We start from the raw sequence: 21,124 nt of genomic DNA, 5'->3' as shown, positions 1-21,124 counted from the left end.
ACACCGGGCAACTGCCTCCGGGTTGTGAAAATCGCTGCGTCAGTAGCAAGCGTAGTCGGGTGCGCAGGGGTGAGCATCTGTTGAAAGGTAAAGAGTGCGTAATCAATGGTGCAGGGGATAAATAAGCAGGGTGATAACGAAGGAGTCAGGCAGAGGTTTGATTGAGAAGTGTTGGTGAGGGGATCGTTCCCGTTAAGGGGCGACAAAAATGAACAGCACGTAAAGGGTTAATTTAACGTGGCGGGGATCACTATCTGTTTCAGCTCAGCCTGACGCGTAATCTGGCCCATAAGCTGAACGGCGGCTTTACGCCCGGCTTCCGCGTACCCCAGCGATACGCCAACCAGATCCGGATGCAAAAACGCAATCAGCGGGGTATAGCCGATGCTGGCCAGCTGAATACGGAGCTCCGGATGCTGATGCAAATATTTACCGGCACCGAGCGCCATGGTATCGGTGCCACACACCACCGCGGTGGTATCCGGCGTCAACGTACGGGTAAAATTTTCATAGCTGTTCACCATCGTCAGACCCGGCTGCACCACGTGCGGCGTGAGCTGATGGCGTGCGCAGAAGTCCAGATACGCCTGATGGCGACGCAGCCCGGTAGTGATGTCGCTGTCCGGGACGCCGAGGAAGCTGATATGGCGGTGCCCCATATCATACAGGCGCTGAAGCAGCAGCTGCATAGCACCCTCGTCGTCATAGCAGACCGACGCAAATCCCGACGCATCACGCGCCACCAGCACCAGCGATGGCTGCCACGGCTGCAGCATCTCCGGCGTTACCCCGCTGAAACCAAAAATCACCACCCCGTCGATATTGCGGCTGCGCAACATCCTGAGATGCTCGGCGATCAGTGCCGGAGAGAACTGGCTCTCCATCATGATCGGGTCATAGCCTTCGGCATAAAAGACCGGCAGCATGGTTTGCACCGCCAGGTTCTCCGACAGCGAATCGAGGCGCGTGACGATTATCGCCACCACCTTATCGCTCTGGCCGCGCATGGCACGTGCCGAGCGTGACGGCGAGAATCCCTGCTCCTGCATTACCGCTTCAACCCGCTCCCGGGTACGTTCATTGACGCCACTTTCGTTATTAAGCACCCGGGAGACGGTGGACTTTCCGACCCCGCTTAGTCGTGCTATGTCTTTGATAGTAAGCCTTTTATTCATCAGTTATTGGATGTCCTCTGTTAGCAATTTGATCACTGAAGGTAAACCTCCTGTTCTGAAACACAAGGGGTAATGTCTGGTTTAGGAAGGGTTTAGAGAGACGTCAGTAATATACCCACACTTTATGGTGTCTTGCTGCCGCTTGCCCGGCCGCAGGATTTCTTATGTTTTTACCGGAGGTGCTATGAATCCTGATCCTGCCCCCGACCCCGCAGGGGTAACGTTCTTCCGGTAATGCAGCCCACGCTGCCTTGCCGGACTCAGCAAGGCAGCGACGTTTTTATTCCGTCCCTGCAACTCTGTTTGTGCTCAGGCACCGGCCTCGCCATGCCTGAAAAATAACGCGCACCGATTCCGGGCGCGGAGGGACAGCTATGTCTGTAAAAAATCTGACCCGGCAGCTGCTGGCGCAGCTCAGCCGCCATCTACCTTATCGTCTGATGCACCGCGATCCGCTGCCGGACGGAAAGATCCTTAAGCGTACCGCGGTTCCCGCGTCGCTTTCCAGTGCCTGTCTGCGCTACGGCAAAGCAAGCCACGCCCAGCTGTGGGCCTTTTTCGGCAGTCATCCGGAAGGGCTTAATGCCCGGGAAGTGGCCGCTGCCCGCGAGCGTCACGGTGAAAACGTCATTCCCGGCGAGCAACCCGCCCCGTGGTGGCGGCATCTGTGGCGCTGTTACCGCAACCCGTTCAACCTGCTGCTGACGGTGCTCGGCATCGTCTCGTATGCCACCGAAGACGGGTTTGCGGCGGGCGTTATTGCGCTGATGGTGGTTATCGCAACGCTGCTGAACTTCATTCAGGAGGCCCGCTCCACCCGCGCCGCAGATGCCCTGAAAGCGATGGTGACCAACACCGCCACGGTACGCCGCGTGCTGAACGATCTCGGCGAATATGACTGGCTTGAGATCCCGATAGATCAACTGGTGCCGGGGGATATCGTGAAACTGGCTGCCGGGGATATGATCCCGGCGGATCTGCGCGTGCTCAGCGCCCGGGATCTGTTTGTGGCCCAGGCGTCGCTGACCGGTGAATCACTGCCGGTGGAGAAAGTTGCCTCGACCCGCCATCCCGACCAGACCCACGCCCTGGAGAGCGATACCCTGTGCTTTATGGGCACTAACGTAGTGAGCGGCACAGCGCAGGCAATGGTCATCGCCACCGGGGCGAATACCTGGTTTGGTCAGCTGGCCGGGCGGGTTAGCGGCCAGGAGAGCGAACCCAACGCTTTCCAGCAGGGCATTGGTCGCGTCAGCATGCTGCTGATCCGCTTTATGCTGGTGATGACCCCCGTGGTGCTGCTGATCAACGGCTTCACCAAAGGTGACTGGTGGGAAGCGGCGCTGTTCGCCCTGTCGGTGGCGGTCGGCCTGACGCCGGAGATGTTACCGATGATCGTCACCTCGACTCTGGCGCGCGGCGCGGTGAAGCTGTCGAAGCAGAAAGTGATCGTCAAGCATCTGGATGCTATCCAGAATTTTGGATCAATGGATATTCTCTGCACTGACAAGACCGGCACGCTGACCCAGGATCGCATCATGCTGGAAACGCACACGGATATCGCCGGGAACCGCTGCGATCGGGTGCTGGAAAACGCCTGGCTGAACAGCCACTACCAGACCGGCCTGAAGAATCTGCTTGATGTGGCGGTCCTGGAGGGGCTGGATGAGGCCCGCGCCCGTGAAGCCGCGGCATGCTGGCAGAAAGTGGATGAGATCCCCTTTGATTTTGAACGCCGGCGCATGTCGGTGGTGGTCTCCCGGGAGGCGCAGACGCACCAGCTGATCTGCAAAGGCGCGCTGGAGGAGATCCTCAGCGTCTGCACCCATGCCCGGCAGGGAGACGACGCCGTGGTGCTGGATGCAGCCCGGCTGGAGAACGTGCGCCGCGTTACCGACGAGCTGAACCGTCAGGGGCTGCGCGTGGTGGCGGTTGCCACCCGTCAACTGCCGGCGCGCGCAGGGGATTACAGCCGTGTGGATGAGTCGGATCTGATCCTCGAAGGCTATATTGCTTTCCTCGATCCGCCGAAAGAGAGCACCGCACCGGCGCTGAAAGCGCTGCACGCCAGCGGGATCGCCGTAAAGATCCTCACCGGTGACAGTGAGCTGGTGGCTGCCAAAGTGTGTCGCGACGTCGGGCTGGTCACCGGCGACGTGGTGACCGGTGCCGGGCTGGATGCCATGAGCGATGAAGCGCTGGCCGCGCTCGCCAGACGCACCACGCTGTTTGCCCGTCTGACGCCGCTGCAAAAAGAGCGCATTGTGCGTCTGCTGCGCGAAGAGGGCCACGTGGTGGGCTTTATGGGTGACGGCATTAACGATGCGCCCGCGCTGCGCGCGGCGGATATCGGGATTTCCGTGGATGGCGCGGTGGATATTGCCCGCGAAGCCGCCGATATCATTCTGCTGGAAAAAAGCCTGATGGTGCTTGAAGAAGGGGTTCTCGAAGGGCGGCGCACCTTTGCCAACATGCTGAAATACATAAAAATGACTGCCAGCTCTAACTTCGGCAATGTGTTCAGCGTACTGGTGGCCAGCGCCTTCCTGCCGTTTCTGCCGATGCTGCCGCTGCATCTGTTGATCCAGAACCTGCTCTACGATGTGTCCCAGGTGGCGATCCCGTTCGATAACGTTGATGAAGAGCAGATCCGCACGCCGCAGCGCTGGAACCCGGCCGATCTCGGACGCTTTATGCTGTGCTTTGGCCCGATCAGCTCGCTGTTCGACATCATCACCTTCTGCGTGATGTGGTGGGTGTTCCAGGCCAACGTGCCGGAGGCGCAGACCCTGTTCCAGTCCGGCTGGTTTGTGGTCGGGCTGCTCTCCCAGACGCTGATTGTGCATATGATCCGTACCCGCCGCGTGCCGTTCCTGCAAAGCCGCGCCGCCTGGCCGCTGATCGTCATGACGCTGCTGGTGATGTCAGTGGGTATCGCGCTGCCGTTTACACCGCTGGCCGGCTGGCTGCATCTGCAGGCGTTGCCGCTCAGCTACTTCCCGTGGCTGGTGGGAATTCTGGCGGGCTATATGGTCATGACGCAGTGGGTGAAAGGGATCTACACCCGCCGATTTGGCTGGCAGTAATCTCATAAATGGCGAGATGTGATAGTGCTCTCGCCATTAGCTTGATGAATAGTTCCTGGCATGGTAACTGATTGTTTTTGCCGCATCTGGCCCGTCAGAAAAAAGGAACTGCTATGGTCTTTCCGCGTCGTTCAGTGCTGTTGCTCTGCTCATTAATGACCGCTTATCCGGCGCTGGCTGCCCCCGCCGGCGATCTGCCGCTGATGCCCTGGCCGCAAAAGGTTGAACGACCGGCAGGCCAGGGGGAGCTGGTCCTGAACAATGCGGTAACCATTGCGGTAGGCGGCGATGATATGGGCGACGCGGTTGAGCGGTGGCGCGAGCGTATCGCACGTCAGACCGGCTGGGTGCTGAAACCGCAGCCAGCCCAGCCTGACGCACCGACGATCAACATCGTTATCAAACAAAAAGTGGCGGCAGTTCCGCAGGCAGACAGCGACGAGCGCTATCAGCTGAGCGTGACGTCCGACGGCGTTACGCTCACCGCGAATACCCGTTTTGGCGCGATGCGCGGCATGGAGACGCTGCTACAGCTTATTCAGAATGGTCCCCGTCATACTGCGATCCCACTGGTGTCGATTGAGGACGTGCCGCGCTTCCCCTGGCGCGGGCTGCTGCTTGATTCGGCGCGCCACTTTATGCCGCTGCCGGATATTCTGCGCCAGCTGGATGGCATGGCCGCGGCGAAGCTCAATGTCTTTCACTGGCATCTGACGGACGATCAGGGCTGGCGTTTCGCCTCGGCCCGCTATCCGAAGCTGCAACAGCACGCCAGCGACGGGCAATTCTACACCGCAGAGCAGATGCGCGAGGTGGTGCGCTACGCTGCGGCGCGCGGTATTCGCGTGGTGCCGGAAATCGATCTGCCGGGGCATGCTTCGGCTATCGCCGTTGCTTATCCCGAGCTCATGAGCGCCCCCGGTCCGTATGAGATGGAGCGCCGCTGGGGCGTGCTCAAGCCGGTGCTCGACCCGACGAAGGAGGCGACCTGGACCTTTATCGATGCGCTGGTCGGGGAACTGGTCGCCATTTTCCCCGATGGCTATCTGCACATTGGCGGCGATGAGGTGGACGATAGCCAGTGGAAAGCGAACCCGGCGATTCAGAACGTCATAAAAGCGAAAGGGCTGGCAGACAGTCACGCGCTTCAGGCGTGGTTCAATCAGCGCGTGGAGAAGATCCTTGAAAAACATCAGCGCCGCATGGTGGGCTGGGATGAGATTTTCCATCCTGACCTGCCAAAAAGCATTCTGATCCAGTCCTGGCAGGGGCAGGACGCCCTCGGCAATATCGCCAGCCAGGGTTACAAGGGCATCCTTTCTACCGGATTCTATCTCGACCAGCCACAGTCGACGGCCTATCACTACCGCAATGAGGTGTTGCCGCAGGGGCTGCATGATGTGGATGTGATTGCTGCTGACGACAGCGCGCAGAGCTGGGCCTTTACCCTGCCGCGTCTCAAGGGCAGCCCGGTTGAGGGCAGCTTTACGCTGATTAATCACCCGCAGCATGGCTGGCGCGGCTTTATTGATTTTAACGGCAAGTCGCGTCGCGCCCTGCACGACATTCAGTGGCTCAGCGATACGCAGCTGACGTTTCGGGTTGATACCTGGATGGGCGATACCCAGGCGGTGTTTACTCTCAACGATCGGCAGCTCAGTGGCTACACGCTGCTCGGTAACGCCCGCTATCCCACTACCGGCAGCAAACTGGATGCGGTGCCAGCCGGACGGGCGCCGGTGGTGCCGTCCGTAGCCCAGAGCAGCAATATTATTGGCGGTGAAGCGGCGCTATGGGCGGAAAATGTGGTTGCGCCGGTGCTGGATATCAAACTCTGGCCGCGTGCTTTTGCCGTCGCTGAACGACTCTGGTCTGCGCAGGACGTTAACGACGTCAGCAATATGTATCAGCGCCTGGAGGCCATCGACAGCTGGAGCACGGTATCGGTAGGGCTGCGCCAGCATACTCAGCAGGTGGAGCAGTTCACCCGTCTGGGCGGCAGCCGCGGCGTGCTGCCGCTGCAAATTCTCGCGCAGGCCATCGAGCCGGCGCAGTATTACACCCGACAGCATCTCAAATTCCAGGCGGGAAATTACCATCAGTTTGAACCGCTCAACCGTTTTGCCGATGCGTTACCCGCCGAGAGCGAGGAGGTGCGCCAGATCAACGGCTGGGTCAGCGCGCTGATTGCCGACCCGGAGAGCAGCGAAAGCGCCGGGGCGCTGCGCCACGTATTCAGCCGCTGGCAACATAACGTGCCGGACGTGCTGGCGCTGACGAGCGAGAATTATCAGCTGGCGGCGCTGAAGCCGGTGGTACAGGACGTTGAGACGCTGGCGGGACTGGGTATTCGGCTGGTGGACGTGGTGGCCCGACAGGGAACGCTGAATCCGGACGAGCGCGCCGTGATCCAGAAACAGCTCGACAGCGCGGCGCTCACCCGCGATGAAGTGGTGATCGCTGCCGTGGCTCCGCTGCAGCGGTTGCTGAATGCGACAATAGAGGAATAAGGCTTTTCCCTCTGCCCGCTGGCGGGGAGGGAAGGCCGTCGCCCGTAAAAAAGGCCACCGCGGTGGCCTTTTTCCTGAGTGCTCGCGCTTAGCGACGCACCGCGATGGCTTCGATTTCAATCTTCACGTCTTTTGGCAGACGGGCCACTTCTACACAGGAGCGCGCCGGGAAGGTGGCGTTGTGCTCGGTGAAGAACGCTTCGTAGGTAGCGTTAACGGTCGCGAAGTCATTAAGATCTTTGACGAACACGGTGGTTTTTACGATATCGCCCACTTTCAGGCCAGCCGCTTCCACAATCGCCTTGACGTTATCCAGCGACTGACGCGCCTGTGCGGCAATGTCGTCCGGCACGGTGCCGGTTTTCGGATCGACCGGGATCTGACCGGAAGTGATGATCATATTGCCCAGATCGACGCCCTGAACATACGGGCCGATAGCTGCGGGTGCATTTTCCGTCGCGAGAGTGCGGGACATAATTTCTCCTGAAGTTAGCTGCAGTGGGTAAGACTCGGGTCATTATACACATCATCATTGCGGCTGCACGGCTGGCAAAAAGCCCTCGCGCCGCCGCAAATGCGGCTGTTAGCCGTTAGCCAGTACCACGTGATGCGAGAATTCTTTCTCGCAGTATTTGCACTTGAGGGCGATATCCCCGGCACGCTGTTTCACGCCGAAGCTGGAGGCCACCGGCTCGTTGCGGCTGATGCAGTTGCCGTTCGGGCACACCAGCACGCCAACAATACGCTCCGGCAGGCTCGGGCGGCTTTTGCCCACCACGTCGTAGTCGTCGATCCGGTTAACCGTCGCCTGCGGGGCATACAGTGACAGCTGGTTTACCTGCTCGTCGGTCAGGAAGGTGTTCTCGATTTTAATCAGATCTTTGCGGCCCATCTCACCGGACGGCAGGTTGAGGCCGATGGTGATGCGCTGGTCGGTTTCGGTGAGTTTAAACAGGGTGAGTAGCTTGAAGCCGACCTGGGCCGGAATATGGTCAATCACCGTGCCGCGTTTGATGGCTTCAACCTGAAGTTTATTGTCGTGTGTCATGTGCATTCTCCCCTTACAGCGCCAGATCGCGATTCAGAACCAGCGCCAGCAGTGCCTGGCGCGCGTAAATACCGTTGCCCGCCTGCTGGAAATACCAGGCGTGCGGCGTTTTATCCACATCGGTGGTGATCTCATCCACGCGCGGCAGCGGATGGAGCACCTTCATGTTGTCGCGCGCGCCCTGCAGATCGGCCGCGCGCAGCACAAACTGCGCTTTCACGTTGGCGTACTCCGACGGGTCGAGACGCTCTTTCTGCACGCGGGTCATATAGAGAATGTCCACTTGCGGCATCACCTCGTCGATAGTGTCATGCAGGCTCCAGGCGATGCCCTTCTCATCAAGCATATCGAGAATGTACTGCGGCATCGCCAGCGCGCCCGGCGCGATAAACCAGAAGCGGTTGCCGCTGAACTTCGCCAGCGCCTGGGTGAGCGAGTGCACGGTGCGGCCATACTTCAGGTCGCCGACCATCGCAATGTTCAGGTTTTCGAGGCGCCCCTGTGTTTCCTGAATGGTGAACAGATCGAGCAGCGTCTGGGTCGGATGCTGGTTTGCGCCATCGCCCGCGTTCAGCACCGGCACGCCGCCGGAAAACTCGGTTGCCAGACGCGCCGCGCCCTCCTGCGGGTGGCGCATCACGATGGCATCCACATAGGTGCCGATAACCGAAATGGTATCAGCGAGGGTTTCGCCCTTTTTGCCCAGCGAGGTGTTGCTGCTGTCCGAGAAACCTACCACCGACGCGCCCAGGCGATGGATCGAGGTTTCAAACGACAAACGGGTGCGGGTCGAGGCCTCAAAGAAGCAGCTGGCGATCACCTTATGCTTCAGCAGCTCCGGCTGCGGGTTCGCTTTCAGCTTTGCAGCGGTCGCCAGCACCAGTTCAAGTTCTTCACGACTGAGATCGTTTATGGAAATGATGTGTTTCTGATAAAGCGGATTCGTCATGGTTATCTCCTGAACGCCGGGCAAAAAAAAGCCCCTCAACGAGGGGCTTCAGTAATGGGGTAATGCAGCGGAAAGAAAAAATGGAGCTGCTGCGCCAGCGCTGTGGCGACGCGACAAGACGGATTGTTCAGTCAACAGAACCATGCTTCCTCCCGGCAAATTGCCCGGCATTATACCCGCCTGGGATCGCATATCAAGGATCGAATGCACATTCCCGGTAAGCTAATCGATTACATTGCATAAAAAATCATTAATAGTGAATAAATCAGGCAGGCGTCGGGCAAGGCTCAGGGCAGCTATCTATGGAAATATGCGCTGGCGCAGGTTTAGCGCATAAAGCACTGGTACGGATACGGCATTCCTCGTATAACGATGAAAATGAAACATCGTTTTAATTAAGGGGTAAATCATGCTGACTGGAAATATTAACGTTCTGCGTCCGTGGCTGCAGGCGGATCTGCGCGAGGCGATTGAGTGGGTGAAGCAGAACATCACCGACGCGACGCCGCTGGGTAAACATGACATCGACGGCAACCGCCTGTTCTGCCTGGTATCCGAAGACAGCACTCAGCCGATCGCTGAGCGCCGTGCCGAGTACCACGCCCGCTATCTGGATATTCAGATTGTCATGCGCGGCACCGAAGGCATGACCTTTAGCACGCTGCCGGCCGGTACGCCGGACACCGACTGGCTGGCGGATAAGGACATCGCGTTTCTGCCGGAAGGCGAGCAGGAGAAGACCTTCGTGATGCAGGAAGGGGATTTCGTGGTGTTCTGGCCGGGCGAAGTTCACAAGCCGCTGTGCGCCGTGGGCACGCCCGCCACCGTGCGTAAAGTCGTGGTGAAAATGCTGGTGGCGTGAGGCTGCTGGCGGGTGCGCTGGCGCTTACCCGCCCTATAAACTATCCCGTAGGGTGGATAAAAATCGTAGGGTGGGTAAGCGTCAGCGCACCCACCATAAAAACCGAGTGCAAAATCGTAGGGTGGGTAAGCGTCAGCGCACCCACCATTAAAACCGCACCCGCCTTACAACCGTTACGCCAGCGTCGCCACCATCACCGCTTTGATGGTATGCATGCGGTTCTCCGCCTGGTCGAACACGATGCTGTGCGCCGACTCAAACACCTCATCCGTTACTTCCATTCCGCCGTGCAGGCCGTACTCCTGCGCCATCTGCTGGCCAAGCGTGGTCTGGTCATCGTGGAACGCCGGCAGGCAGTGCAAAAACTTCACCTGCGGATTACCGGTTAACGCCAGCATCGCGCTGTTAACCTGATACGGCCGCAGCAGCGCGATACGTTCCGCCCACTTCGCCTTCTCCTCACCCATCGACACCCAGACATCGGTATAGATGAAGTCAGCCCCGCTCACGCCGGACGCCACGTCCTCGGTGAGGGTAATACGTCCACCGTTATGCGCTGCCAGCGCCTGGCATTCTGCCACCAGGCTCTCTTCCGGCCAGCAGGCTTTCGGTGCTACCAGCCGCAGGTCGAAGCCCATCAGCGCCGCTGCTTCCAGCAACGAATTGCCCATGTTATTACGCGCATCGCCCGCGTAGGCGAGGGTCATGTCGCGCAACGCTTTACCCGGTGCGTGCTCCTGCATGGTGAGCAGATCCGCCAGCAGCTGGGTGGGGTGGAATTCGTTAGTTAACCCGTTCCACACCGGCACGCCGGCATACTGCGCGAGGGTTTCTACAATCTCCTGGCCGTGACCGCGGTACTGAATGCCGTCATACATGCGGCCCAGCACCCGGGCGGTGTCTTTGATGGACTCTTTATGGCCAATCTGGCTGCCGGACGGCCCCAGGTACGTGACGCGCGCGCCCTGGTCAAAAGCGGCAACTTCGAAAGAGCATCGGGTGCGGGTTGAGTCTTTTTCGAAGATGAGCGCGATGTTTTTGCCCGTCAGCTGCGGGGTTTCGCTACCGTTTTTCTTGTCGCGCTTGAGCGTGGCGGCAAGACCGAGCAGGTGGGTGATTTGCGCAGGGGTAAAATCAAGCAGTTTCAGGAAGTGCTTACCAGAAAAATCAGACATAGTTCCCTCACATGGCTGATGCCACTATTTGAATTAAAATTCAATTTATATGTATGAATATTCATTTGCAACCCTGAGGCAGAAATCTTTACTGTGAAAGGTGGAGGCATTCTCCGGCGTGTGTGAAAATAAGAGTATCTGCCACCTATGAGGAACCCATCATGGCAAACCCGGAACTCCTGGAAGAACAGCGCGAAGAAACGCGTTTGATTATTGAAGAATTACTGGAAGACGGCAGCGATCCGGACGCGCTGTACACCATCGAACATCATCTTTCGGCAGATGATTTCGAAACCCTGGAAAAGGCGGCGGTTGAAGCGTTCAAACTGGGTTATGAAGTGACCGATCCGGAAGAGCTGGAAGTGGAAGAGGGCGATACCGTCATCTGCTGCGACGTGGTGAGCGAAAGCGCGCTGAACGCCGAGCTTATCGATGCGCAGGTTGAGCAGCTACTGAACCTCGCCGAGAAGTTTGGCGTCGAGTATGACGGCTGGGGCACCTACTTCGAAGATCCGAACGGCGAAGAGGGTGACGACGGCGACGATGACGAGCTGGTGGACGACGAGGACGACGACGGCATTCGTCACTAAGTAACCTGTGCGGCAGCCCCCGCTGCCGCACCGCAAGGACCGGACATGAACTACCCGCAATTACTCGCCCCGATACTCGATTTCCTCCACTGCCCGACCCCCGATGCCTGGATTGAAAAAGCCAGACAGCCGGAAAACCTGCCGCTGCTGCTCACCGACCACATGATCTGCGAACTGAAAGCGGCCCAGACCGCGATGCTGCTGATCCGCAAATATGTCGCCGACCAGCGCGGCGGTGAAGCGCTGCTGAGCTGGCTGAAACCCTATGAGTCCTTTACCTACGGCGGTGGCCCGGAGCCAGATTTTGTCGCGCTGCATAAGCGCATCGGCAAAAGCGTGATGCCGCACACCGACGATCCCTGGGGCCAGCAGCTGATCGACAGCATGGTGCTGCTGATCAAAGAGGAGCTTCACCATTTCTGGCAGGTACGTGAAGTGATGATGAAGCGCGATATCCCCTACGTGAAGATCACCGCCAGTCGCTATGCGCGCGGGCTGATCCGCGATCTCCGCACCTGGGAGCCGCAGCGGCTTATCGATAAGCTGATCTGCGGGGCGTATATCGAAGCGCGCTCCTGCGAACGCTTCGCCGCGCTGGCACCGCACGTTGATGAGGAGCTGCAGGCGTTCTACCTGTCGCTGTTGCGCTCGGAAGCGCGTCACTATCAGGACTACCTGACGCTGGCGCAGTCGATTTCCGATGACGACATCACCCCGCGCGTGCGCCACTTCGGCGACGTGGAAGCCGCGCTGATTACCACACCCGACAGCGAATTCCGTTTTCACAGCGGCGTTCCTGCCTGACTCTCCTAATATTGGTAGTTGTCAGCCTGAGGAGGTGCAATATTTCCTCAGGCTGGTAAAACGTATCGGCTGCATCGACCAACAAGGATCTCTATGAACTGGACGCACATTATTGTTGCAGGCTACGCGGGCGCGGTTATTGCGCTGCTGGTAACCCTGCTGCGTAAAAAAGGCTGGGTAAGCAAGGCGGGCGCGGTGGTGCTGGCGCTGGCGGCAATTGCCCTCTGGAACGTGCTGGACGCGCGCTATTTCATGCCGCAGCGCCAGAGCGTGCAGACACAAAGCGAGGCGGAGCGATTCGATGCGGCCTTTGCGAAGCTGCCGATCTACGGCGTGCTGAAAGAGCAGGAGCCGCAGTTTATGGCGCAGCTGCGCGATCGCTCGCTGGCGATGCAGAAAGAGGGCAAGTCGGAGCAGCAGATTATCGACGCCATCCAGCCCGAGATCATGACGTTGCAGATCAAGCGTCTGCAATCCGCGCCGGATGCCAACGTGGTGGCATTTATGCAGGCCAATATGCAGCAAACCGCGCTGGTGCAAAAAGAGAGCGACGATGCCTGCTTCCGCTTTCTGTTTCCGGGGGTGAAGGGCGGAATTAACGCTGCCCGGTTGCTGCCGCAGGACGTAACGCTGCACCGCATGGAAGTGGATGCGGAGATGATGCGTGCCGCCTGGGGTGAAACGAAGCATACGGTGACCGAGGCCGAGCGCCAGCGGGCGCAGCGTGACGTACAGCCGATCCTGCAAAAGCTTACCGACCGCTACGGCAGCGATTTCTCGCTGATGGCCACGCCGCAGCAGGCGATCGGCAAAGAGCAGCGGGTATGCAATATCGTGCAGGATCTGTGGCGGGAAGTGTTACAGCTGCCGGCGGATCGCGCGGCGGGCATTATTCGCCTGTCGATGGAAATGACGGGCCAGTAAACCGGCCCGCAGTGCTACAGGTTTTTCAGCATCCGCACTTCGCAGTCCACGTGGCCGGTACAGCCCAGCGGGGCGGAGATGTGGTCGAAGCCCAGGCTTTCATAGAGGGCGATGGCCTGCCGGAGAAACGCGGTCGTTTCCAGATAGCAGCGGGTGAAACCCTGTTCGCGAGCGAAGTCCAGCGCCTGTAGCGCCAGCTGGCGGGCCAGCCCCTTACCGCGCGCCGCAGGCAGAAAATACATTTTTTGCAGTTCGCAGATACCCGGTTCGCTGCAGGCGAGTGGCGCAAGCCCGCCGCCGCCGACCACCTCGCCGTTATATTCCACCACCCAATAGGCGTGGCGCGGCTGACTGTAGAGCTGATACAGGGCGTCAAGATTGGGATCGGCAACGGTATAGCCTTTATCTGCCGTTAAGCCAAATTCCGCGGATACGGCGCGAATAACGCGCGCAATGGCAGGATTATCATGTGCGGTGAGCGGACGAAGTCGTAATTCACTGCTTGCTGAGGGACTGCTCTGCATGGTCTGACCTGGTTATTAACTGGAAAACACGCGAGCGATCAATATAAAACAAACGTATCGCAGATGAAAAATAAAAACCCGCTGCGTTATCGAATTAACCTTGCTGCCATTTTTTACTGGCAGCCTATAACCGCGCAGGCGCAACCTGCGTTTTAATAACTCCCCCTGATTTCAGGGTTTTTTATTTCTTTCAGGATGAAAGCGTATGAATTCACTGTCGAGTGAGACCAACACACAGCGCCACAAACTCAAATTTCATGGTACTGCCGATACCTGGTACGGTATCTGGCTGGTTAATTTACTTTTATCGTTTATTACCTTCGGTATTTATTCCGCCTGGGCGAAAGTACGCACGTACCGTTATTTCTACGGTAATACCGAACTGGCTGGCGACCACTTTGATTATCATGCAAAGCCGATGCAGATCCTGCTGGGACGCATGTTAACTATCGCCGGCATTATTGTGTTTTATATCTGTACCCTGCTGGCTCCGACGCTGGCGGGCGTAATGCTGCTCGCTTTCCTGGCGTTGCTGCCGTGGATCATCGTGCGCAGCTGGCGCTTTGAAGCCATCATGTCGAGCTACCGCGGCGTGCGTTTCAACTACCGCTGTCATGTTGGCCGCGCCTGGATGACGTTCCTGGTCTGGCCGGTGCTGGCATATCTGACGCTGTTTATCCTGCTGAGCATGGCGTACGGGCTGGTGGCGGTCACCGGTATGCAGTTCCTTGCTGTGGCGCTGGTGGCATTGTTCATCATCCCCGGTTTTGTCGCGGTAAATGGCGTCCTGAGCGCCGTGCAGCATGACCTGTACGTCAATAACATGTTCTTCGGCAATTCCGCCTTCAAAGGCGTGATGAAAAAAGCGGCCTTCGTGAAGTTCTCGCTGATCTCGCTGCTGCTGGCGGTGCCGTTTATCGTGCTGATCGGTATGCTGATGGGGGCGCTCATCATGACGATGGTGACGATGAGCGAGTACGGTGTCAGCGATGAAGCGATGGGTGAGATGGTAGGGGCAAATGTCAGCAGCTTCCTTCTCACCTACCTGATGATGCTGGTATGGGGCATGATGACGCGCGCATACCTGACCGTCGCCCATCGCAACTACATGTTCAACCAGACCACGCTCAACGACGGGAAAATCTCCCTGCACTCCAGCATGAAGCTGCTGCCGTACCTCTGGCTGCTGTTTGTTAATGCCCTGATTATCTTCTTCTCGGCGGGCCTCGCCACGCCGTTCGCGCAGCTGCGTCATGCTCGTTACATGGTCGAGACGCTGGAAGTGGAAGGCGACATCGACACCCTGGCGGTGCAGGCGCACACCGACACCGCGCAGAGCGCGCTGGCGGAAGAGCTGGTGCAGGAACTGGATCTCAATGTCGGCATCTGAACTTGAGTGTGACGGCTACTACCAGTATCCGGGGCAGGCTGCCAGGGAGGCGGCCCGCATCACCTTTCGCGACGCCTCCCTGACGCTGCGGCTGGATGCCGGGGAGCGGCTGTTTACGCTCTCCCAGCTGGAGATCCGCCCGGCACCGGAAGGCGTCCCGCAGGCCATCACCTTCCCGGACGGCGGGCGCTTTATGCCCGCCAACCCTGCCGCTTTTCGTCACTGGTATGAGAACCGCCACCGCAAACCGCCCCTGATTAATGCCCTGGAGCGCCGCAAAAGCGGCATTGCGGCGGCGCTGATCGGCACGCTGCTTACCGCGGTGTTCTATGTGGCGGTGCTGCTGCCCTGGCTGAGCGAGACGATTGCGTACCATCTGCCGGTGGCGGTGGAGCAGCAGCTGGGTGAAGTCAGCGAGCAACTGCTGGTCGAGCAGGGGTTCAGCAACAGCAGCCTGAGCGCGGCGCGTCAGGCGCAGCTGCAAGCGCTGTTTAGCGCGGTTACCCCGGCTGAGATGCGCGATAAAGGCGGGCTGCGCCTGCTTATCATGCACTTCCCGGAAGGGGCCAACGCGCTGATGTTGCCGAATGGCACCATGATCCTCAGCGATGAGCTGGTGGCGCAGGCGAAAAGCGACGATGCACTGGCCGCAGTGATGCTGCATGAGATGGGTCACTACCGCTACCGGCACTCGCTGCAGATGCTGGTGCGCTCGTCGCTGATGACGCTGTCGATGATGCTGGTGGTGGGGGACGTGGACGGCATTGGTGATACGCTGCTGCAGTCGGCGGTATTCGTCAACGAGATGCGCTTCTCGCGCGGGATGGAGAATGAGGCCGACGAATTCGCTATTGCCGAAATGAAGCAGCAGGGCCGTTCGCTGCAGGGGATGGTGCAGATCTTTGCCGCGCTTAAGGATGAGCATCCCGACGATGACGGGCTGACGATGCCCGACTGGCTCAGCACCCATCCGAACATGGAAGCCCGCCTTGAGCGCATCAGGGAGGCATCAGGAGGGTAAACCCAGGGTGGGTAAGCGCAGCGCACCCACCGCATAACACCCATAAAAAAACCGGGCCTGGCCCGGTTTTTTGTTATCGCTTCTCTTACAGCGCGCTGATAACCGCCTGCTGCTCAATCAGCTTCGCTTTCGCGTCCTGATAGCCTTCGATCTTCTCGCGCTCTTTAGCAACTACCGCTTCCGGCGCGCGCGCCACAAAGCCTTCGTTGCTCAGTTTGCTTTCGATACGGGCGATCTCCTGCTCGACCTTCGCCACTTCTTTGGCGAGACGGTCCAGTTCGGCCGCTTTATCGATCAGGCCCGCCATCGGGATCAGCAGCTCGGCGCCGTCGATGATTTTGGTCACGGAGACCGGACCTTTATCGTCGGCAGACAGCACGGTGATGCTTTCCAGACGCGCCAGCGTTTTCAGGAAGTTCAGGTTTTCGTTAACGCGACGCGCGGCGTCAGCGCTGCACCCGCGCAGCAACAGCTCCAGCGGTTTACCCGGCGCGATGTTCATCTCGGCGCGGATGTTACGCACGGCGATAATCGCCTGCTTCAGCCATTCGGTATCGGCCAGCGCGGCTGCGTCAACCTGAGCAGCATCATACGCCGGGAACGGCTGCAGCATGATGGTATCCGCATCAATGCCTTTCAGCACTTTCACGCGCTGCCAGATGGTTTCGGTGATGAACGGAATGATCGGGTGCGCGAGACGCAGCAGACCTTCCAGCACGTTCACCAGCGTATTGCGGGTGCCGCGCAGCTCGGCCTCAGAGCCGCCGTTCATGACCGGCTTGGTCAGCTCCAGATACCAGTCGCAGAACTGGTTCCAGGTGAATTCGTACAGAATGCCGGCCGCGATGTCGAAGCGGAAGTTGTCCAGCGCTTCGCGGTAGGCTTTCACCGTCTGGTTGAACTCCGCGAGGATCCAGCGATCCGCCAGCGACAGCGCGATCTCGCCGCCGTTGAAGCCGCAATCCTGGTCTTCGGTGTTCATCAGCACGAAGCGGCTGGCGTTCCACAGCTTGTTACAGAAGTTGCGGTAGCCTTCCAGGCGCTTCATATCCCAGTTGATGTCGCGACCGGTCGAGGCCAGCGCCGCCAGGGTGAAGCGCAGGGCGTCGGTGCCGTGCGGCTCGATGCCGTCCGGGAACTGCTTCTCGGTGCGCTTGCGGATTTTCTCTGCCAGCTGCGGCTGCATCATGTTGCCGGTACGCTTCTCCAGCAGGTCCGGCAGCGAAATGCCGTCTACCATGTCCAGCGGGTCAATCACGTTGCCCTTGGACTTGGACATCTTCTGGCCTTCGTCGTCGCGGATAAGGCCGGTCATGTAGACGGTCTTAAACGGTACCTGCGGCTTGCCGTCTTCATCTTTGATGAAGTGCATGGTCATCATGATCATGCGCGCAATCCAGAAGAAGATGATGTCGAAGCCGGAAACCATCACGCTGGTCGGGTGGAACTGACGCAGCGCGTCGGTGTTTTCCGGCCAGCCGAGGGTAGAGAAGGTCCAGAGCGCGGAGGAGAACCAGGTGTCGAGCACGTCTTCGTCCTGGCGCAGCTGCACGTCGGCGCTCAGGTTGTTTTCCTGACGCACTTCCTCTTCGCTGCGGCCCACGTAGACGTTGCCTTCCGCGTCGTACCACGCCGGGATACGGTGACCCCACCACAGCTGACGGGAGATGCACCAGTCCTGAATATCGCGCATCCAGGAGAAATACATGTTTTCGTACTGCTTCGGCACAAACTGGATGTCGCCGTTTTCTACGGCTTCCACCGCCGGCTTCGCCAGCACGTCGGCACGCACGTACCACTGGTCGGTCAGCATCGGCTCGATAACCACGCCGCCGCGATCGCCGTACGGTACGGTCAGGTCGTGAGGTTTGATCTCTTCCAGCAGGCCGAGGGCGTCTACCGCCGCAACGATGGCTTTACGCGCCGCGAAACGTTCCATCTTCTGGAACTCTGCCGGGATGTCGCTGGAGTAGACGTCAGACTCGTTGCCTTTGGTGTCGTACACTTCTGCGCTTTCACGGATATCGCCGTCAAAGGTCAGAATGTTGATCATCGGCAGGGCGTGGCGACGGCCAACTTCGTAGTCGTTGAAGTCGTGCGCCGGGGTAATCTTCACGCAGCCGGTGCCTTTTTCCATGTCGGCGTGCTCATCGCCCACCACCGGAATACGGCGGTTGACCAGCGGCAGCATCACAAACTTGCCGATCAGATCTTTGTAGCGCGGATCTTCCGGGTTCACCGCCACGCCGGTATCGCCCAGCAGGGTTTCCGGACGGGTAGTAGCCACCACCAGATAATCTTTACCGTCGGCGGTTTTCGCGCCGTCGGCCAGCGGATAGCGGATGTGCCACATCGAGCCTTTCGACTCGCGGTTTTCCACTTCCAGATCGGAGATTGCGGTGCGCAGTTTCGGGTCCCAGTTCACCAGGCGTTTGCCGCGGTAGATGAGATCTTCTTTATACAGGCGCACGAACACTTCTTTCACCGCGTTGGAGAGGCCTTCGTCCATGGTGAAACGCTCGCGCGTCCAGTCCACGGAGTTGCCGAGACGGCGCATCTGGCGGGTAATGGTGCCGCCGGATTCCGCCTTCCACTGCCAGATTTTATCGATGAACGCGTCGCGGCCGTAATCGTGGCGGGTCTTACCCTCTTCAGCCGCGATTTTGCGCTCTACCACCATCTGGGTGGCGATACCCGCGTGGTCCGTCCCCGCCTGCCACAGGGTGTTTTTGCCCTGCATACGCTGGTAGCGGATCATGGTGTCCATGATGGTCTGCTGGAAGGCGTGACCCATATGCAAACTGCCGGTGACGTTCGGCGGCGGGATCATGATGCAGAAGCTTTCCTGGCTCTCATCGCCATTCGGCTTGAAGTAGCCCTGCTCTTCCCAGTGCTCGTAAAGCGGCTGTTCGATATCTTGTGGGTTATATGTCTTTTCCATGTCTGCTATGTCGTTCCGGGCACCGGCGGGGTGGCCGTAGTCAAGTGGAAACCGGCGACGCGATAGGCTTTATAGCGTTCGCGCGCCAGTTGTTTCTGAGAATCTTCGTGAGGTACGAAGTCTATCACTTCAGGGAAAGCGGTGGCAAAAGCTGCAAACTCGGGCAGCAGGCTTATCAGCACATCGCGCGCCGCGCTGCCGCGCTTCTGCGGCCAGGCCAGCTCAACCGGCGCACCGGCACGCGGACCTTCGCCCGCGAGGTTGTGCGGCACAAAGCTGTTGGCATCCCGCTGCCAGAGCGCCTCATCCAGACGCACCGCCTGGGCTTCGTCGATACAGGCTACCAGCACGCGTTTCCCGCTGCGCCAACGTTCTGCGGCAAGGTCACACACCAGCTGTTCGACGGCGTTAAGGCCATCCTGATGGGTGTCGTTTTCCAGCAGATAAAACGTTGCGTTTTTCATGATATGGGGCTTCTTGTGATGGATGTAAATCATGCACCCTCAGCCCGGCGCTCTCCCTCGTGGTGAAGGAGAGCGCCGTCAGGGCGAGGGGGATTTTATCTTACTCTTCGCCGTTATACCCGGCACGGTTGAGCAGGAACTGGGACAGCATCGCCACCGGACGACCGGTTGCGCCTTTCGCTTTTCCTGAACGCCATGCGGTACCGGCGATGTCGAGGTGCGCCCAGTTGTACTTACGGGTGAAGCGCGACAGGAAGCAGCCGGCGGTGATAGCCCCGCCCGGGCGACCGCCGATGTTCGCCATATCCGCGAAGTTAGAGTCGAGCTGCTCGTAGTACTCGTCGCCCAGCGGCAGACGCCACGCGCGATCACCCGCCTGCTCGGACGCGCCGATAAGCTCGTGCGCCAGCGGATTGTGGTTCGACATCAGGCCGGTGATGTGGTGGCCCAGCGCGATCACACAGGCACCGGTGAGGGTGGCGACGTCAATCACCACTTCCGGCTCGAAGCGCTCGACGTAGGTCAGCACGTCGCACAGCACCAGACGGCCTTCGGCGTCGGTGTTCAGCACTTCAACGGTCTGGCCGGACATAGTGGTCAGCACGTCGCCCGGACGATAGGCGCGCCCGCCAGGCATGTTTTCACAGCCCGCCAGCACCGCGGTGACGTTCAGCGGCAGCTGCAGCTCAGCCACCATGCGCATCACGCCGTAGACCGCTGCCGCGCCGCACATGTCGTACTTCATCTCGTCCATGCCTTCGCCAGGCTTGAGGGAGATGCCGCCGGAGTCGAAGGTCAGCCCTTTGCCCACCAGCACGATCGGACGCGCCTCGGCGGTTGGATCGCCTTTGTATTCGATAACCGACATCAGGGATTCATTCTGCGAGCCGGCACCCACCGCGAGGTAGGAGTGCATGCCCAGCTCTTTCATCTGCTGCTCGCCGATCACGCGGGTAACGATATTTTTGCTCCAGGAGTCCGCCAGCTGGCGCGCCTGGGAAGCCAGATAGGCCGGATTACAGATGTTCGGCGGCATGTTGCCGAGATCTTTCGCCGCTTTAATACCGGCGGCAATCGCCAGACCGTGCTGAATGGCGCGCTCGCCGCTGGTCAGTTCGCGACGGGTCGGCACGTTGAACACCATCTTACGCAGCGGACGGCGCGGCTCGCTCTTGTTGGTTTTCAGCTGATCGAAGCTGTAGAGCGACTCTTTCGCGGTTTCCACCGCCTGGCGCACTTTCCAGTAGGTGTTGCGGCCCTTGACGTGCAGCTCGGTCAGGAAGCAGACGGCTTCCATCGACCCGGTGTCATTCAGGGTGTTGATGGTTTTCTGGATCACCTGCTTGTACTGACGCTCGTCCAGCTCGCGCTCTTTGCCGCAGCCAATCAGCAGAATACGCTCTGACAGCACGTTAGGAACGTGATGAAGCAACAACGTCTGCCCCGGTTTTCCCTCAAGCTCACCGCGACGAAGCAGGGCGCTGATGTAGCCGTCGCTGATCTTATCGAGTTGTTCGGCGATGGGGGAGAGGCGTCGCGGTTCAAACACGCCCACAACGATGCAGGCACTCCGCTGTTTCTCCGGGCTACCGCTTTTTACACTGAACTCCATGCACTACGCTCCTGAATCTTAAAGACAACGGCGGTGGCGACGGTTAGAA

Annotated in this window: 18 protein-coding genes; 8 read left to right on the top strand and 10 right to left on the bottom strand. The window is 59.3% G+C overall.

Annotated features, from left to right (window positions below; genetic code table 11):
* Positions 1-227: 227 nt before the first annotated feature.
* Positions 228-1,175: a trehalose operon repressor TreR gene (treR, locus tag KFZ77_RS16935; protein ID WP_264384863.1), complete on the bottom strand. Its 948-nt coding sequence runs from the start codon at positions 1,173-1,175 to the stop codon at positions 228-230.
* 374 nt (positions 1,176-1,549) lie between these two features.
* Here treR and mgtA point away from each other — a divergent pair, with 374 nt between their 5' ends.
* Complete coding sequence (mgtA, locus tag KFZ77_RS16930; RefSeq protein ID WP_406678790.1) at positions 1,550-4,261, top strand: magnesium-translocating P-type ATPase; 2,712 nt, start codon at positions 1,550-1,552, stop codon at positions 4,259-4,261.
* 113 nt (positions 4,262-4,374) lie between these two features.
* Positions 4,375-6,771 carry a beta-N-acetylhexosaminidase gene (locus KFZ77_RS16925; RefSeq protein WP_264384862.1) on the top strand — a complete coding sequence of 799 codons (2,397 nt, stop codon included), beginning with the start codon at positions 4,375-4,377 and terminating at the stop codon, positions 6,769-6,771.
* Between the two features lie 88 nt (positions 6,772-6,859).
* Here the strand turns inward: KFZ77_RS16925 and ridA are convergent, their stop codons facing one another.
* From ridA to pyrB, 3 genes are all read right to left on the bottom strand, one after another.
* Positions 6,860-7,246 carry a 2-iminobutanoate/2-iminopropanoate deaminase gene (gene ridA / locus KFZ77_RS16920; RefSeq protein WP_031521695.1) on the bottom strand — a complete coding sequence of 129 codons (387 nt, stop codon included), beginning with the start codon at positions 7,244-7,246 and terminating at the stop codon, positions 6,860-6,862.
* Between the two features lie 108 nt (positions 7,247-7,354).
* Positions 7,355-7,819 (bottom strand): aspartate carbamoyltransferase regulatory subunit, encoded by a 465-nt coding sequence (gene pyrI, locus KFZ77_RS16915; RefSeq protein WP_031521697.1) that lies wholly within the window; start codon positions 7,817-7,819, stop codon positions 7,355-7,357.
* Positions 7,820-7,832: 13 nt separating this feature from the next.
* Complete coding sequence (gene pyrB / locus KFZ77_RS16910) at positions 7,833-8,768, bottom strand: aspartate carbamoyltransferase (protein ID WP_031521699.1); 936 nt, start codon at positions 8,766-8,768, stop codon at positions 7,833-7,835.
* Between the two features lie 409 nt (positions 8,769-9,177).
* On the opposite strand from pyrB, the gene KFZ77_RS16905 reads away from it, so the two are divergent.
* Entirely contained in the window at positions 9,178-9,630 is a 453-nt protein-coding gene (locus tag KFZ77_RS16905) for a YhcH/YjgK/YiaL family protein (protein ID WP_264384861.1), read from the top strand.
* A 173-nt stretch (positions 9,631-9,803) separates the two neighbouring features.
* Here KFZ77_RS16905 and argF read toward each other — a convergent pair whose 3' ends face one another.
* Together argF and argL are read right to left on the bottom strand one after the other, a co-directional pair.
* Positions 9,804-10,805 (bottom strand): ornithine carbamoyltransferase, encoded by a 1,002-nt coding sequence (gene argF / locus KFZ77_RS16900; protein ID WP_031519472.1) that lies wholly within the window; start codon positions 10,803-10,805, stop codon positions 9,804-9,806.
* Positions 10,775-10,870, bottom strand: coding sequence for a putative translational regulatory protein ArgL (gene argL, locus KFZ77_RS19790; RefSeq protein ID WP_406678789.1), 96 nt, complete (start codon positions 10,868-10,870; stop codon positions 10,775-10,777). The genes argF and argL overlap by 31 nt, the downstream gene beginning before the upstream one ends.
* Before the next feature lie 96 nt (positions 10,871-10,966).
* Here argL and rraB point away from each other — a divergent pair, with 96 nt between their 5' ends.
* The 3 genes from rraB (at position 10,967) to KFZ77_RS16885 (ending at position 13,123) form a co-directional block, all read left to right on the top strand.
* Complete coding sequence (gene rraB, locus KFZ77_RS16895) at positions 10,967-11,395, top strand: ribonuclease E inhibitor RraB (protein WP_031519474.1); 429 nt, start codon at positions 10,967-10,969, stop codon at positions 11,393-11,395.
* Between the two features lie 45 nt (positions 11,396-11,440).
* Positions 11,441-12,199, top strand: a complete 759-nt coding sequence (miaE, locus tag KFZ77_RS16890) for a tRNA isopentenyl-2-thiomethyl-A-37 hydroxylase MiaE (protein WP_264384860.1) — start codon at positions 11,441-11,443, stop codon at positions 12,197-12,199.
* Between the two features lie 93 nt (positions 12,200-12,292).
* Positions 12,293-13,123, top strand: coding sequence for a hypothetical protein (locus KFZ77_RS16885; protein WP_031519478.1), 831 nt, complete (start codon positions 12,293-12,295; stop codon positions 13,121-13,123).
* A 14-nt stretch (positions 13,124-13,137) separates the two neighbouring features.
* Here KFZ77_RS16885 and KFZ77_RS16880 read toward each other — a convergent pair whose 3' ends face one another.
* Positions 13,138-13,647 carry a GNAT family N-acetyltransferase gene (locus KFZ77_RS16880; protein ID WP_031519480.1) on the bottom strand — a complete coding sequence of 170 codons (510 nt, stop codon included), beginning with the start codon at positions 13,645-13,647 and terminating at the stop codon, positions 13,138-13,140.
* A gap of 205 nt (positions 13,648-13,852) precedes the next feature.
* Here KFZ77_RS16880 and KFZ77_RS16875 point away from each other — a divergent pair, with 205 nt between their 5' ends.
* Complete coding sequence (locus KFZ77_RS16875; protein ID WP_264384859.1) at positions 13,853-15,037, top strand: YjgN family protein; 1,185 nt, start codon at positions 13,853-13,855, stop codon at positions 15,035-15,037.
* Entirely contained in the window at positions 15,024-16,058 is a 1,035-nt protein-coding gene (locus tag KFZ77_RS16870) for a M48 family metallopeptidase (RefSeq protein ID WP_264384858.1), read from the top strand. The genes KFZ77_RS16875 and KFZ77_RS16870 overlap by 14 nt, the downstream gene beginning before the upstream one ends.
* Before the next feature lie 85 nt (positions 16,059-16,143).
* Here KFZ77_RS16870 and KFZ77_RS16865 read toward each other — a convergent pair whose 3' ends face one another.
* From KFZ77_RS16865 to pepA, 3 genes are all read right to left on the bottom strand, one after another.
* Complete coding sequence (locus KFZ77_RS16865) at positions 16,144-18,999, bottom strand: valine--tRNA ligase (protein ID WP_031519485.1); 2,856 nt, start codon at positions 18,997-18,999, stop codon at positions 16,144-16,146.
* Between the two features lie 5 nt (positions 19,000-19,004).
* Positions 19,005-19,463, bottom strand: a complete 459-nt coding sequence (locus KFZ77_RS16860; RefSeq protein ID WP_031519487.1) for a DNA polymerase III subunit chi — start codon at positions 19,461-19,463, stop codon at positions 19,005-19,007.
* Between the two features lie 100 nt (positions 19,464-19,563).
* A complete protein-coding gene (pepA, locus tag KFZ77_RS16855) occupies positions 19,564-21,075 on the bottom strand; it encodes a leucyl aminopeptidase (RefSeq protein ID WP_031519489.1) in 1,512 nt (503 codons plus the stop codon).
* Positions 21,076-21,124: the final 49 nt, after the last annotated feature.

Origin of the sequence: Siccibacter colletis (assembly GCF_025914095.1) — a bacterium.
Classification (GTDB): domain Bacteria; phylum Pseudomonadota; class Gammaproteobacteria; order Enterobacterales; family Enterobacteriaceae; genus Siccibacter; species Siccibacter colletis.
This window is presented reverse-complemented; position numbering and strand designations above follow the sequence as displayed.

Bases quoted from the DNA above. Each gene is read 5' to 3' on its own strand.
- KFZ77_RS16885 (WP_031519478.1), top strand. From the start codon at position 12,293: ATGAACTGGACGCACATTATTGTTGCAGGCTACGCGGGCGCGGTTATT.
- pyrB (WP_031521699.1), bottom strand. From the start codon at position 8,768: ATGACGAATCCGCTTTATCAGAAACACATCATTTCCATAAACGATCTC.
- KFZ77_RS16905 (WP_264384861.1), top strand. From the start codon at position 9,178: ATGCTGACTGGAAATATTAACGTTCTGCGTCCGTGGCTGCAGGCGGAT.
- pyrI (WP_031521697.1), bottom strand. From the start codon at position 7,819: ATGACACACGACAATAAACTTCAGGTTGAAGCCATCAAACGCGGCACG.
- pepA (WP_031519489.1), bottom strand. From the start codon at position 21,075: ATGGAGTTCAGTGTAAAAAGCGGTAGCCCGGAGAAACAGCGGAGTGCC.
- argF (WP_031519472.1), bottom strand. From the start codon at position 10,805: ATGTCTGATTTTTCTGGTAAGCACTTCCTGAAACTGCTTGATTTTACC.
- rraB (WP_031519474.1), top strand. From the start codon at position 10,967: ATGGCAAACCCGGAACTCCTGGAAGAACAGCGCGAAGAAACGCGTTTG.
- ridA (WP_031521695.1), bottom strand. From the start codon at position 7,246: ATGTCCCGCACTCTCGCGACGGAAAATGCACCCGCAGCTATCGGCCCG.
- mgtA (WP_406678790.1), top strand. From the start codon at position 1,550: ATGTCTGTAAAAAATCTGACCCGGCAGCTGCTGGCGCAGCTCAGCCGC.
- KFZ77_RS16880 (WP_031519480.1), bottom strand. From the start codon at position 13,647: ATGCAGAGCAGTCCCTCAGCAAGCAGTGAATTACGACTTCGTCCGCTC.
- KFZ77_RS16925 (WP_264384862.1), top strand. From the start codon at position 4,375: ATGGTCTTTCCGCGTCGTTCAGTGCTGTTGCTCTGCTCATTAATGACC.
- KFZ77_RS16865 (WP_031519485.1), bottom strand. From the start codon at position 18,999: ATGGAAAAGACATATAACCCACAAGATATCGAACAGCCGCTTTACGAG.
- KFZ77_RS16875 (WP_264384859.1), top strand. From the start codon at position 13,853: ATGAATTCACTGTCGAGTGAGACCAACACACAGCGCCACAAACTCAAA.
- KFZ77_RS16870 (WP_264384858.1), top strand. From the start codon at position 15,024: ATGTCGGCATCTGAACTTGAGTGTGACGGCTACTACCAGTATCCGGGG.
- treR (WP_264384863.1), bottom strand. From the start codon at position 1,175: ATGAATAAAAGGCTTACTATCAAAGACATAGCACGACTAAGCGGGGTC.
- KFZ77_RS16860 (WP_031519487.1), bottom strand. From the start codon at position 19,463: ATGAAAAACGCAACGTTTTATCTGCTGGAAAACGACACCCATCAGGAT.
- miaE (WP_264384860.1), top strand. From the start codon at position 11,441: ATGAACTACCCGCAATTACTCGCCCCGATACTCGATTTCCTCCACTGC.
- argL (WP_406678789.1), bottom strand. From the start codon at position 10,870: ATGAATATTCATACATATAAATTGAATTTTAATTCAAATAGTGGCATC.